Annotated in this window: 15 protein-coding genes and 2 pseudogenes; all 17 read left to right on the top strand. The window is 30.8% G+C overall.

All coding sequences use genetic code 11. The annotated features are described in order from the left end of the window. The first annotated feature begins 78 nt into the window (after nt 1-78). The 17 genes and pseudogenes from ACXAG7_RS01395 (at nt 79) to ACXAG7_RS01315 (ending at nt 12,236) form a co-directional block, all read left to right on the top strand. On the top strand, nt 79-576 hold the full coding sequence (locus ACXAG7_RS01395; protein WP_476665700.1) for a hypothetical protein: 498 nt from the start codon (nt 79-81) through the stop codon (nt 574-576). Further along, nucleotides 483-1,526: an RHS repeat-associated core domain-containing protein gene (locus ACXAG7_RS01390; RefSeq protein ID WP_476665967.1), complete on the top strand. Its 1,044-nt coding sequence runs from the start codon at nt 483-485 to the stop codon at nt 1,524-1,526. The genes ACXAG7_RS01395 and ACXAG7_RS01390 overlap by 94 nt, the downstream gene beginning before the upstream one ends. Then, the gene (locus tag ACXAG7_RS01385) at nt 1,504-2,022 is read left to right on the top strand and encodes a hypothetical protein (protein ID WP_476665699.1); all 519 of its coding nucleotides are present in this window, start codon (nt 1,504-1,506) and stop codon (nt 2,020-2,022) included. The genes ACXAG7_RS01390 and ACXAG7_RS01385 overlap by 23 nt, the downstream gene beginning before the upstream one ends. Before the next feature lie 202 nt (nt 2,023-2,224). Then, nucleotides 2,225-2,506, top strand: coding sequence for an RHS repeat domain-containing protein (locus ACXAG7_RS01380; RefSeq protein ID WP_476665698.1), 282 nt, complete (start codon nt 2,225-2,227; stop codon nt 2,504-2,506). Between the two features lie 211 nt (nt 2,507-2,717). Next, nucleotides 2,718-3,059, top strand: coding sequence for a hypothetical protein (locus ACXAG7_RS01375; protein WP_476665697.1), 342 nt, complete (start codon nt 2,718-2,720; stop codon nt 3,057-3,059). Between the two features lie 4 nt (nt 3,060-3,063). After that, nucleotides 3,064-3,447 carry a hypothetical protein gene (locus ACXAG7_RS01370; RefSeq protein ID WP_476665696.1) on the top strand — a complete coding sequence of 128 codons (384 nt, stop codon included), beginning with the start codon at nt 3,064-3,066 and terminating at the stop codon, nt 3,445-3,447. Nucleotides 3,448-4,167: 720 nt separating this feature from the next. Further along, nucleotides 4,168-4,443 (top strand): annotated as a pseudogene (locus tag ACXAG7_RS01365) (RHS repeat-associated core domain-containing protein); the annotation flags it as partial. Between the two features lie 562 nt (nt 4,444-5,005). Next, a complete protein-coding gene (locus ACXAG7_RS01360) occupies nt 5,006-5,779 on the top strand; it encodes a hypothetical protein (protein ID WP_476665695.1) in 774 nt (257 codons plus the stop codon). Further along, on the top strand, nt 5,769-6,752 hold the full coding sequence (locus tag ACXAG7_RS01355) for an RHS repeat-associated core domain-containing protein (protein WP_476665694.1): 984 nt from the start codon (nt 5,769-5,771) through the stop codon (nt 6,750-6,752). Before ACXAG7_RS01360 ends, ACXAG7_RS01355 begins: the two co-directional genes overlap by 11 nt. A gap of 4 nt (nt 6,753-6,756) precedes the next feature. Next, nucleotides 6,757-7,146 (top strand): hypothetical protein, encoded by a 390-nt coding sequence (locus ACXAG7_RS01350; protein WP_476665693.1) that lies wholly within the window; start codon nt 6,757-6,759, stop codon nt 7,144-7,146. A gap of 659 nt (nt 7,147-7,805) precedes the next feature. After that, nucleotides 7,806-8,519 (top strand): annotated as a pseudogene (locus ACXAG7_RS01345) (RHS repeat-associated core domain-containing protein); the annotation flags it as partial. A gap of 183 nt (nt 8,520-8,702) precedes the next feature. Beyond that, nucleotides 8,703-9,008, top strand: coding sequence for a Hint domain-containing protein (locus ACXAG7_RS01340; protein ID WP_476665692.1), 306 nt, complete (start codon nt 8,703-8,705; stop codon nt 9,006-9,008). 10 nt (nt 9,009-9,018) lie between these two features. Then, nucleotides 9,019-9,231 (top strand): hypothetical protein, encoded by a 213-nt coding sequence (locus ACXAG7_RS01335; RefSeq protein WP_476665691.1) that lies wholly within the window; start codon nt 9,019-9,021, stop codon nt 9,229-9,231. Nucleotides 9,232-9,242: 11 nt separating this feature from the next. Beyond that, nucleotides 9,243-9,641: a hypothetical protein gene (locus ACXAG7_RS01330; RefSeq protein WP_476665690.1), complete on the top strand. Its 399-nt coding sequence runs from the start codon at nt 9,243-9,245 to the stop codon at nt 9,639-9,641. A 578-nt stretch (nt 9,642-10,219) separates the two neighbouring features. Beyond that, nucleotides 10,220-10,921, top strand: coding sequence for a hypothetical protein (locus ACXAG7_RS01325; RefSeq protein WP_476665689.1), 702 nt, complete (start codon nt 10,220-10,222; stop codon nt 10,919-10,921). A 159-nt stretch (nt 10,922-11,080) separates the two neighbouring features. Further along, nucleotides 11,081-11,854 (top strand): RHS repeat domain-containing protein, encoded by a 774-nt coding sequence (locus tag ACXAG7_RS01320; RefSeq protein WP_476665966.1) that lies wholly within the window; start codon nt 11,081-11,083, stop codon nt 11,852-11,854. Continuing rightward, on the top strand, nt 11,817-12,236 hold the full coding sequence (locus ACXAG7_RS01315) for a hypothetical protein (RefSeq protein ID WP_476665688.1): 420 nt from the start codon (nt 11,817-11,819) through the stop codon (nt 12,234-12,236). The genes ACXAG7_RS01320 and ACXAG7_RS01315 overlap by 38 nt, the downstream gene beginning before the upstream one ends. Nucleotides 12,237-12,448 lie beyond the last annotated feature (212 nt).

Below are 12,448 nucleotides of genomic sequence, written 5' to 3'. Positions count from 1 at the left end.
GGAATTACCTACGACAAAAACGGAAACATCCTAACACTTAATAGAAATGGATGGCAGAATAGTTCCAATTATGGAAATATGGATATTTTACATTATACATATTATGATAATAGTAATCAATTAAAGAAAGTATTAGATACGGGAAATAAAACTTATGGTTTTAAAGACAGTAATAATGCTTACACAGAATATACCTATGATGCTAATGGGAATATGAAAACAGACCTTAATAAAGAAGGTATTGTTACTAATATTAACTATAATCATTTAAACTTACCTACACATGTAGTTATTGGAGGAAAAAATATTGATTATGTTTACGATGCTGCTGGAGTTAAACTTAGAAAAATAGTGAGTGGAATAATTACAGACTATGCGGGTAATTTTATCTATGAGAATAATACGTTACAATTCTTAAACCATGCAGAGGGATATGTAAAAGTTCATACAGGAAAAATACAACTTAATGAAGGGATTTATAAATATGTATATCAATACAAAGATCATCTTGGAAATGTAAGACTCTCTTATACAACACTAATAATGACGGGGATATTACACAAAGTGAAATTATAGAAGAATCGAATTACTATTCCTTTGGACTCAAACACAAAGGATACAATAATATCGTTAACTCTCTAGGAAACAGTACTGCGCAGAAATTTGGATATAACGGAAAAGAGTTTGAAGAATTTTTAGGTTTAGATTGGTTGGAATATGGCGCAAGGAGTTTTGATCCTTCATTAGGTAGATTTATGAATATAGATCGATTTGCAGAAATTTATATGTCAAATACACCTTATCATTATACACTAAATAATCCAGTCTATTATGTTGATGTAAATGGAGACTGTGTGAATATACACTATGGAGAAGGTCAATCCTATACTTTTTGTGGAGATGCTACGGATGCCCCAGATAATGAGTTTGTGCAACAAACTATAACTGCTTATAATACTATGCTTGAAGCTGGAGGAGGATCTTTTACAGACTTAGTTCAAAATAAAGATAAAAAAATAGGGGTTATAAAGGCAACAGGTAATCAAGAGACTGCTTATGAAGTAAATGAAGCTAGTATTAATTGGGATCCAAATGGAGGAACTATAACATCTAAAGGAACCTTTTCTTCTTATACAGATTTAGAACATGAAGGAGATCATGTTTTGAGACATCAAACTTCAAAAGATTATGAAGCTCAGCAAAAACCTGATCCAAATGATCCTGATGTTACATTAGATGAAACAATAGCAGTTAAAGCAGAGTCTAAAATGGCAAAGCAACTGGGAGATTTAAAAAAAGGTAATTCTACTAGGGATTTCTACGACGATGCTACAGCAATTAAGACGATAAGTCCTGGAAGTACTGAAATGGATGTTCCATCAACTATTAAAAATTTAAAAAGAACAATCAAATCATTAGATGGTCGTGTAGATTGGATTGATGATACAAAAAAACTTTTAAAAAGAATTCAAACAGCAGGTAAAAAAGTAAAAACTCACAAAAATGCAAATCCTTATAAAAAATAATAATTACAACCTTATTTTGTTCTTCCTTTTCATTTTGAGTTGTTCATGTGTTAATAAAAAGCAAGACTCAATAAAAACAAAAATTTTATGTATTCCAAATCGTATGACTACATATAATATGTCTTTGTTAACTTTTGAAAAAGAGTATGAAAAATATGGACTTAAAATTGATGTTGATAATTTAAATTTTGAGAATGAACTTTATGAATTATTAGATACAATAAATACTAAAATGAGTTCTCGAAATGGTTTGAGAATAAAAATTATCACAACAAAAAAAGACAGTGTATATATGTCTTATCTCCCTAATTCTTCATTTATTTATAACGATAAAAATTTAAAAAACAATAGACTATTTTTGAATTTAGTTGTGAATGAAATTAAAGAAAATTACAAGAAAGGGAATTATATTTGTGAGGGAGAAAAATGTTCGGAAAATCCAGATGAAAAAAATGTAAAGTTTCTGGAAGTTATGTCTAATAATATATCAGATTAATTTTTTGATGAAATAGATAATGTTAAAATCAGTAGTTGGTAAAAATACGAACTACTGATTTTTAAGTTCATTGAAATAGCTTTTAAAATTTTAGAAAAGGGTTAAAAATATTTAAAAGCGGATAAAATTGTAAGTAGTTGATTTTCCTTTTGGATTGAAACATAAAGGCTACAATAGCATAATTTCTTCTCATGGAAACTCAATGGCTCAGAAATTTGGATTTACAGGTAAAGAACATCAAGATGAATTAGGTCTTGGGTGGATTGATGTTGAAGCTCGTAATTATGATGCCGCTTTAGGTAGGTGGATGAATCTAGTCACACTTGCTGAGCAGATGTGCAGACATAGTTCTTATTACTATGCATTCAAAAATCCACTGAGATTTATTGACCTTGATGGGATAGAGCCTGATGATGTTATTATCAATGGGAAATTGTCTCAAGAAGTTTTTGAACAATTACAGGCAAAATTTGATGGTCAATAGACCTTATCAATGACTAGTGGTAAAGTAAAAGTAGTTATAAATAGGGGGCTAGTGTAAAGAAAGTAGTGATGCGGATGTTTTTGTTAAAGCTACAACTGATAGTAGTGTAATAGTTAAAATAGATGCTACACGCAAGAACTTAGTTCAAACAAGTAAGGGATTACAACCTTTCAATGGAAGCGCTTTTCTGGGGAACACAAAAGATGGAGGTTTGATTTATGAAAACCAGGTGGTTAGCTATAGAGGTGCTGCCGTTATAGATGATGTGTCTGGTCGAAAAGAAGGAACAGTAACTAAATACGCCGTTTTAGAAGCCTACATAGGAGCGAAAGATAGTTCCAATGCGGGTGAGGCAATTGCCGACCCAATTGCATATATTGGTGCTCTTAATTCAGCCAATGCAATTGAGCCAAATAGTAATACAGCAGGAGTAATTATACAGTCGTCAGTTTCTCGGAATGGAAAAAAATTAACTCGTACTATAACTAATAGAGAAGGAAAAAGTAGAGAGTTATTTACTGTAAAAACAAAGAAAATAGGAAGTAAAAATTAGATAAATGAAAAAAAAAGTTTTATTACTGCTTTTGTTTGTTGTAGCCAATATTTATGGACAGGATAAAAGCAATCAGGATATTGAAGTTTTAAAGATTCAAAGTATTGATAATATAGGGAAACATCATTTGATAAGTTGTTTTAATGGAAAGGGAAAGAAGTATCTATTATGGGTTGATCAAGTAAATCGGAAGACAAATAGGAAGAATCGTAAGAATGAGAATGCAGTCAATATTAAAATAGGTCAACAATATACTTTTAAGTTAAAAAAAGTAAATTATACTATAGGATTTCTAGAGACAGAAGAACTTTATATTGGAGATGAACTGATATGGAGTAAAGAAAAAAGTGATTTTGATGTTTATAGAACTGATAACTTACAAGGATAATTTTTCTGAAAAATATAAAGGGAAAAGAGTAAATTTAAAGTTTTATCCACCTCATTTAAATGGATTGTATAGTAATTATAAAATACAATAGTGATAAAGTATTAAACTGATGCTTTTTGGAAAAAAAAGCAAATACTACTGTAGAGGATAATTCTTAGTAGTAAATTAAATAATTAAAACAAGCAATAAGATGGACTTAGGTTCATCTTATTGTTGTTTAGGACTTTAGTTTATTGGGTGATTGCTGTAATTTTACTAGGTTTGGATATAGGTCAAGTAAGGCTAAACAAGTTCTTATACATACAGCTGCGATGCCACTAGAGTAACGTTCGCCAAGATAGTAACCGGAAGTGTATCGAGTCCGGTAACCAAGGTATACGCCGGGAACTCATTTACAATAAGGTTTCGGGTCGTGGAGCATCCGTGAGTTTAGCATTCTTTAACCACCCAGAAGGGCTATGTGATAACAAGCAGTCATGCCTTTGATTATGTATACGAATACAAAGACCACTTTGAGGGCGGAGCGTTAATAAAAGGTATGGTATACCTTTTTAGCGAACGAGCCAGCTGGCGGGTTGGCAAAAGAGTATCATATATCGATAATAACAGTGATGGTATAATTACTCCAAGTACGGAAATTATATAGGAAATCGACGAAGGAGATTCACCGAATACCAAAATAAGTTAAGAACGGTGAGGTAATCTAATTATTATCCATTTGGCTTGAAACATAAAGGGTATAATGGGAATGTTTCTTCTTTAGGTAATAGTGTTGCTCAGAAGTGGAATTACTTAGGTCAAGAAAGTAATGAAGAATTAGGATTAAATTGGTTAACTTTTAGATATAGAAATTATATGCCTGAAATAGCTAGGTTCTTTGGGGCTAATCCAATGAGTGAAGATTTTTATACAATATCTACTGATCAATTGGCTCATATTAGTCCAATTTGGAAAATAGAGCTTGATGGTCTTGAAGGGGTCACTTTTAATCAATAGCCAAATCATCAAAATACGGAACCTGTATCACCACCAGTCGAGCCTTTAAAAAATAAACTTTAAAACTATACAACAGCCAATAGTAAAATTATTAATACTGTAAGCAGAGTTTCTTGGGGAGAAACCTCTGGAATATATCCATTAGAAAATCTAGAGAAACCATCAGCGTCCTATTTATATAATCCAGCTAATTGGAGTGCTTAAAAAACTCAAAATCTTCTACAAGCTATAGCTGATATTGATTATATTTATGAAAATTGTAATGATTCAGCCCATACAGATGATCCTAAAGCTAGTGATAACATAGAGAAAAGTTTAGTAACCTATGGTTTAAAAGAGAATTTGCCATAGGCTTCTGAAGCAGTTTCTGGTAATGAAAATGTTAAGTTTTTCTTTTCAGCAGATTCTCCAGATGCTAAACATACTGGTATTTCCACTAAATATTGGAATCGAAAGGCAGTAGTATCCTACGGATCATTTTACAATTCTGGAAGAGGAGATGCACCAAAAGGAGAGATTTATATAATTTTTACGAAATAACACCTAAAGAAAAAATAGATATATGAAATATATAAGTTTATTACTTTTTATTGTTGTGTTTTCATGTAATTCACAAAACAGAGAGAAAACTATTTATATGTTAGATAAGGATAGTTTAAGTTTTAATAATTCCAAAAAAACAGTACTACTTATACCGGAAGATATATTACATACAATAAAACAAATAAATTCTGAATATGGTGTTGACAATATTAATAAACATAAATTATTCCTTTTGAAATTGAATAATAAAACAGATGTTTTCTTTTATAAATGTTATGGAGATAATGGAATTATAGAGCTTCATACTTTCAAAAAAAGCGTAAAAACAATTAAAATATTAAATAAAAAAATTAATATTAAATGGTTAGAAGAAAATGAATCTGGGTTTAAAAACAAATTATTAGATGGAGAATTGATATCTCTAATTGACTTGGATAAGAAAAAAATGTTAATTATTAGACAAAGAATGCATAATGGAACAGCCTATAATGCTTTAATAGAGCATTATGTAAACTTGTCAGATGATAACTTCGATACTCTTTTTTCAATTGAAAGTAAGAGTGTAGTTTTGTTAAAAGATTGGAGTACGATTGTTAGAATCTTAGAGGGGAGTATTGTAACTGTTTATTCATTATGTGGTAATAAAAAAGAAATAATAGGGAAATTTAAATTGGGTGAAGGAAATAATATTCTTTTGGAAAAAGAAATTTATTCACCAGAAATGAAGAATTTCTTAATTACATCTAGTGGTATTTCTGATACGTTATTTTTAAAAGAAGGGTATGTTCGATAAAAAACTCACTTCCAAACTGCTCGGATGTGCTTCATTTTCAGTTCAAATAGAAGAAAAGCGCTCCCCACTCCCGCACGATTGTATCGTGTGGTTGAGTAGGAGGAGGTCAGGAATCCAATGGTATGACTTTAGAGCAAGAAATTATGATGCTTCTTTAGGTAGGTGGATGAATATTGATCCACTTGCGGAAAAGTATACGAATTTATCCCCATACACCTATGTTGCTAATATGCCTGAGGTTGCATACGATCCTGATGGAAAACAAATAGATATTACAGTTAATTACAAAAAAGATAAAGATGGTAATATTATACGAGACAAAAATGGTAATGCAACAATTACTAGTGTAGATATTAATATAACAGGAAAGGTTATTAATTTTTCAGATAACAACGTTAATATGAAGCATGCAATAGGAGAAATGAAATCTCATTTTGAAAAGGCTTTTTCTGGTAATGTTGGAGGAGCGAAAATTAATGCAACATTTAATTTTTCTGAGGCTAAATCTATGGAAGAAGTAAAAGAAGAAGATCATTTGATTGTTTTAGCCGAACCTGGTAGTAATCATATTGCCCATGGTTTGTCAAATCAATTAGGAGGTAAAGTAGCTGTTGTAGATGCAGATTATTTTACTGGTTGGTATGATACTAATTTTGGAGATCAAGGGGAATATACAACTACTCATGAGTTGGGTCATTTATTTGGTTTAGAGCACTATAAGAGATCTATAGCTAATGGAAGTTATTTAATGAGAGAAGGTGGAGGAGGAAATGAGGTTACGCCTGCTAATTATAATACTATTCTAAAAAAGAGGAAATCAGGCATAAACTTAGGATTAAATTATGATGTTAATGGTTTGCCAAATTTTGGTATTTATAGGGGTAAGAGTATTTTTAAATTAACGAATACAAGCGGTCGTAATAAAAAAGTTAACAAAACTGATTATTATAAAAAACTATCAAAATCAAAATAATCAAATGAAGAGCAAATTAAAAAAAATATTATTGTTACTGGTTGTTTGTTTTATCACTTGGGTTGTTTTTTTTCATTTAAAATATAGAGAAAACACCACTATATATATAAGTAGTCAGAAGAGTCAAATAGATTTAAATGAAGTTAATTTATTCATAGATGGCAAACTAAAAGACACTTTAAATATAAAAGAATATTATGACTTAAATATGTATGTTTATAAAGATGATTTTAGTATTGGAAAACATTCCATAGAGTTAAAAACATTAGATGGCGAAGCATATTTGAAGGAAAACTTTTTCTATTTAGGTTTGGTTAATTGGACAGTAATAAGCTGTTTTGATAAAAAGGATTATTCTTTTCATACTTATTTTACAAAACCAATATTATTATAAAACCCTCTGCAAATTGACATTTAGCTTAAGCGTAATGGCAATTAGTTACAGGCAATTTAAATAAGAAACGGTATTATAAAAGCCATTTGCAATGGCGAGTAGTACAGTTTAAAAATAATAAAGATAAAGCCACAGCAGAAATGTTATGGCTTTTTTATTTTTAAGAGTACGCTTTTTTATCGTTGTAATCACGTAAGAAAGCATCTACGGCAAGCAATATACTACCACGTTCTCTTTGTGGAATTTGGTTAGCGTTATTTAACCTTGACCTCCTCCCATTGAATCGGACAGCTTAGAATTAGAGTATTTAAAGTTCTTTAACCACCCAGAGGGCTATGTAAGTAATGATAGTGGAAGTTTAAATTATGTATATCAGAACAAAGATCATTTTGAGGGCGGAGTGTTGATAAAAGGTATGGTATCCCTTTTTAGCGAACGAGCCAGCTGGCGGATTGGCAAAGAGTATCATAAAACGATGGTATTGTAAGTGTTTCTACCCAGGTTATACAATAAATCGACAAAGGGAATTCACCGAATACCAAAATAAGTAAAGAGCGGTGAGGCAAAGTAATTCCTATCCTTTCGGCTTAAAACATAAAGTGTATAATGGGAATGTTTCTTCTTTAGGAAATAGTGTCGCATAGAAGTTTGGGTACAACGGAATTGAGCTAGAAGAAGCATTAGGGCTTGATTTATACGAGATGGATGTAAGAAGTTATGATCCAGCTCTCGCACGCTGGACTACTATTGACCCTGTTACACATCATGGATTATCGCCTTATAATGCCTTTGATAATAACCCTATCTACTGGTCAGATCCTAGTGGAGCTGACAGTGAACCTGTAGATTGGCAAAAATTATTTGATAACGCAAAACCTGGTATGACCACATTTGATGGAAATGGAAATAAAACAGGTTATATGAGTCCTGAAGAGATTGAAAATAATGATGGTGGTACAGATCCTGAGAATGGCTTTACTAGCGCCTTAGCTTTGCAAGATGCTTTACATGGAAATAGTTCTGGAATTAATCCTAACTTTGCTAATGGAGGATTAATGAGTGCATATAATGGTGGAGTTCGTACATGGTATGCGATAGCTTCTTATAACTTAAAATATTTATACTATTCTACTAATAAAAGTAATTGGCAGTTGGGAATGGATAGTAGATATACGTATAAAGTAATGGCTAGGAGATTATCTTCACCTGTATGGAGAAGGTTGTTAAATCTTAAATATCCAGTTTCAAGATTAATAGTCCCTGAAGGTGCTGTAAAATCACCTACTCGATTTTTTAAAACAAATTTGGGTTGGAATACAGCAGGTGGATTATCATTAACTGCAGGTATATTTGGATTAGGTATTTCAGGGTAAAATATTTATCATGCAGACAACAGAGGTCAACAAGCTGTAGTAGAGGCATCTGCTTGGGGAGGAGCATGGCTAGGAGCAGAAATAGTTGGTGGAGGCGTTGCGAGTGTTTTCCCTCATCCTGTAGCTGTAGGAATCGGAGCTTTTGTTGGAGGTGTTTTCGGAGGTGTTTTAGGAAGAAGTGGTATGGAAATAGCTATTGAGAATAGTGAAAATGTTAACTTTTCTGGACTTGATAATAGTATGAGAAACTGTTATGGGAACGTATGTTTTGGGTTTGGAAATGAAGTCGTTATAGATTGCAATGAGTTTAAAAATATAGAGGCAATACAAAAAGGAGATGTAGTATTGTCTTATGATAATACAGAAAATACTTTTGTTAAAAATAAAGTATTAGAAGTTAGTAAAAATATGGTTAGTAATTATTTTATCATTAAAAAATGGGACAGAAATAAACGTAACTTATGGTCATCATATTTTAACTCGAGATAGTGGATATGTAATGTCTAATAATATAAAGAAGGGTGATTTTTTAGCTAGTGAGGGAGATAACGGAAATCTAAATTTTATTGAAGTAATTACTATTAAAGAAAATCATAAAGAACTAGAAGTTTTTAATCTTAAAACTGAACTAAGCAATTTCTTGATAACAAAAAATGGAGTTATCGTAATAGATAATAGTAATTTATTGAACTTAACTAAAAAATCTAAATAGAGTTAATAATTATGTTAAAAGAACTAAAAATAAAGATAGTTAAATTTATAGATAAATTGATCTTGCCCAGTATAGAAACTCATCAGAAACGATACAAAAAAAAGGAAAAGAAAATTAATAAGGGAATTATTAAAGGAGTAACTATGAATATTAGTGAATTAAAAAATTTAGATTTAGACTCATATAAAGAAATAGGTTTTTTTTCCATTTATTTCAAGGATTATGAAAATTTTGTAAATGATTTAAGAGAAAACAAGCCTATAAGTCCCTCTTATCAAGAAGATGGAATTTGGAAAGATATAATGTTGAGTATTTATAGGGTAAGAGATTCACGAGATCAAACATGGGTTTTAGTTGTAGATATGACAAATTCACCTAATATAGGATTGAGAGATTATTGGAGAGTATAATTTAGTTATACACAATAAAAACTGCTCGAGAAATCGGGCAGTTTTTATTGTGTAAGCTTCCCCCAGTTAGAACTGCTTACTTGTAGAATTTTCTCAAAAGTACAATAGTTTATTGTGTGTTTACTGTAATTTAACTAGGTTTGGATATAGGTCAAGTAAGGCTACACAAGTTCTTATACATACAGCTAGGATACTACTGGGGTGAAGTTAGCCAAGACAGTAACTGGAAGTGTATCGAGTCCGGTAACCACGGAATACGCCGGGAACTATATTTACAACTTCTTCAGGATCATTAGCATCTTATAGGACTTGTACTATTTATAATAGGTTTGGTGAACTTCATAAATTTGGAGTAAGTGATGCAGGTTTGATTAGATAAAATCAATTATTGAGGACAGCAGGACCTGGAGCTTATGGAAAATATTCTTCAGTAATGTATAAAGGCAAGGTACATATAATGGAAAGGTATTTGAGGGGTTTACATTTTAATTCTATAGGTCAGTATTCTTTACCAGGAATGAAAATACCTTACACTATTGATTTTAATACAGGATTACCAATAAAACCCTAAATAGAAAATGAAAAATACTATAGAAAGAACTTTGTTTTGGTTTAATGACGGAGATAATAAACTGTTACAGTTAAATGAGAGATTTTTTTCACTAAGTGTTCTTTTGAATAGATTACTTAGTGAAAAATATATAGGAAAGAAGATTCAATTTATTAACTTATTCTTCAGAACAGAGAAAACCTATAAATTGCATCCTCAGGCCGAGAAGTTTTTTGTCTATTTTTATGATAAGCAGTTAACTTATGATGATGTTTTTGACTTGGAGTCATTTAATAAATTAAATAAGAAGGATCAAAGTAAATTTCTTTGGAAGAGAGCTTATGAAATTTTACAAGAAGTATCTATTTTTTTAAAAAACAAACAACTTTTATTAGCAAGTGATTATGCTTATAATAAGGGGATTGAAATGGGGTTAAATGCTGATTATAGGATGGTGAGCAAGGATGTAGTATTATTTAATCAGAATATGAAGGCATCTGTTTGGGTAAATTTTAAGGAAGACAAAATGTTTTCTAGTTTTACTTTAGAAAACAACGGAGATATTTTTTTTAAAAAAGAGATTGATAAAACTCAAAGTGGTGTAGAATATTTTTTAGAAATTTATAAAGATATAGAACAAACGGTTGATGGGATAATAATTAGAGGGAATAGAAATGTGGAATATTTACCATTAAAAATATCGTTAGAAGAAATCAAAATAAAAGATTAGAGTAATGCAGTAAAATAGGTCATTAAAAAAAAATGGTTGTAAATATTTAAGAGTCAGTAGTTAGTGAAGGTCCAAACTACTGACTCTTATGTTCATTGAAATAGCTATTAAAATTTTAGAAAGGGGGTTGAAAATATTTAAAAGTGGAAAAAATTGTAGATAGCTAGCTGTCCTTTTGGGCTAAAATATAAAGGATACCGTAATATTACTCCCCCTCAAGGAAACAGTATCGCGCAGAAGTTTGGATTTAACGGCAGGAAATTAAATGAAGAGTTAGGACTCGAGTGGCATGACTTCGGAGCTATAAATTATGATGCTGCTATAGGTAGGTGGATGAATTTAGACCCTTTAGCTGATAAATTTTATGGATTACCACCTTATAAGTTTGTAGCTAATTCACCCGTAGTTTTAATGGATCCTGATGGTAAAGATATTACTTTTACTTATGATGATCATGTTTTTAGAATTGTTAATAATGTCAGTAAAATACCAAGTGCCAATCATAATAACCCCAATACCAAAGCTCTAGGTTTTGCAGAATCTGGTCATAATTTTGTATACCTAGATAGAACTTTTACTTCTAGGACAGCAGCACATGAAATTGGGCATTCGGCAGGACTTGATTATCATATAGGGACTAGTAATGAAAGAATTTATAACAAAACAGCTTATAATTTTGCTTTTTACTCAGCAAAAAATGGGGGAGGCGCAATAGAAATGAATAATTATTTTAAGAATCAGGCTATGAAAATGGCTACAAGTAAAGAATATGGTAATAATGTGTTACCTGGTAATTTAATGCATCAATCTATGGCAATGAATTCAGCTGGCAAATCTGTGGCTGGATATAAAGTTACTTATCAACAAATACAAACAATTTTACACAAATTTTCAAATGGTAAACTTAATTCAGGAAAACAAAGGTCTAATTAAATTGACATTGCTGTTTTTAATCTTTATATCATGCAAGACATTAAAATATAAAAGAGAGCCTTTTAGTATAGGTTTTTCCTCTCTTTATGAAGATGATAGATGCACTTTGATTTTAAATGATTCTTTGTATTTTGATAACACAAAAATAAAGACGAATAAAAGTCTTGGAATAGATTTAGTTAATGGGATAATGGTTGTTGATGCTTCTGAGTTAAAACTTAGTTTAAAGTTTTTTGCTGAAATAGAAAAGGAATTAAATACAAAAAGATCAATAAGCTTAGATACAGTATTATTTAAGAAAAATGGGTATAACATTTTAATTTTTGCAGGTGCCGAAAAAATTAAAATAACACAACAATTTAAAGCATTTATTTTAGATTAGGCTATTTAGTGATGTAGATTAATTGATGAAGTTAACTCCGTTTCCATACGAAATAAAATCCGAATAAATTAACTCCTTTCGTATGGTTAAGTAATAGGGGCAAAAATAAATTAATACCTTGCTCCCACATGATTGTATTGTGCGGTCGAGTAGGAGTGAGAAAGAGCAATAGATTAATAATTAAAACAAGCAATAAGATGGACTTAGGTTCA

This window comes from Tenacibaculum sp. AWR4_210 (assembly GCF_056160945.1).
This window is presented reverse-complemented; position numbering and strand designations above follow the sequence as displayed.

Excerpts from the sequence above, each read along its gene's own strand:
- ACXAG7_RS01395 (WP_476665700.1), top strand. The coding sequence starts at position 79 with ATGGATATTTTACATTATACATATTATGATAATAGTAATCAATTAAAG.
- ACXAG7_RS01385 (WP_476665699.1), top strand. The coding sequence starts at position 1,504 with ATGCAAATCCTTATAAAAAATAATAATTACAACCTTATTTTGTTCTTC.
- ACXAG7_RS01380 (WP_476665698.1), top strand. The coding sequence starts at position 2,225 with ATGGCTCAGAAATTTGGATTTACAGGTAAAGAACATCAAGATGAATTA.
- ACXAG7_RS01370 (WP_476665696.1), top strand. The coding sequence starts at position 3,064 with ATGAAAAAAAAAGTTTTATTACTGCTTTTGTTTGTTGTAGCCAATATT.
- ACXAG7_RS01360 (WP_476665695.1), top strand. The coding sequence starts at position 5,006 with ATGAAATATATAAGTTTATTACTTTTTATTGTTGTGTTTTCATGTAAT.
- ACXAG7_RS01355 (WP_476665694.1), top strand. The coding sequence starts at position 5,769 with ATGTTCGATAAAAAACTCACTTCCAAACTGCTCGGATGTGCTTCATTT.
- ACXAG7_RS01350 (WP_476665693.1), top strand. The coding sequence starts at position 6,757 with ATGAAGAGCAAATTAAAAAAAATATTATTGTTACTGGTTGTTTGTTTT.
- ACXAG7_RS01340 (WP_476665692.1), top strand. The coding sequence starts at position 8,703 with ATGGAAATAGCTATTGAGAATAGTGAAAATGTTAACTTTTCTGGACTT.
- ACXAG7_RS01335 (WP_476665691.1), top strand. The coding sequence starts at position 9,019 with ATGTCTAATAATATAAAGAAGGGTGATTTTTTAGCTAGTGAGGGAGAT.
- ACXAG7_RS01330 (WP_476665690.1), top strand. The coding sequence starts at position 9,243 with ATGTTAAAAGAACTAAAAATAAAGATAGTTAAATTTATAGATAAATTG.
- ACXAG7_RS01325 (WP_476665689.1), top strand. The coding sequence starts at position 10,220 with ATGAAAAATACTATAGAAAGAACTTTGTTTTGGTTTAATGACGGAGAT.
- ACXAG7_RS01315 (WP_476665688.1), top strand. The coding sequence starts at position 11,817 with ATGGTAAACTTAATTCAGGAAAACAAAGGTCTAATTAAATTGACATTG.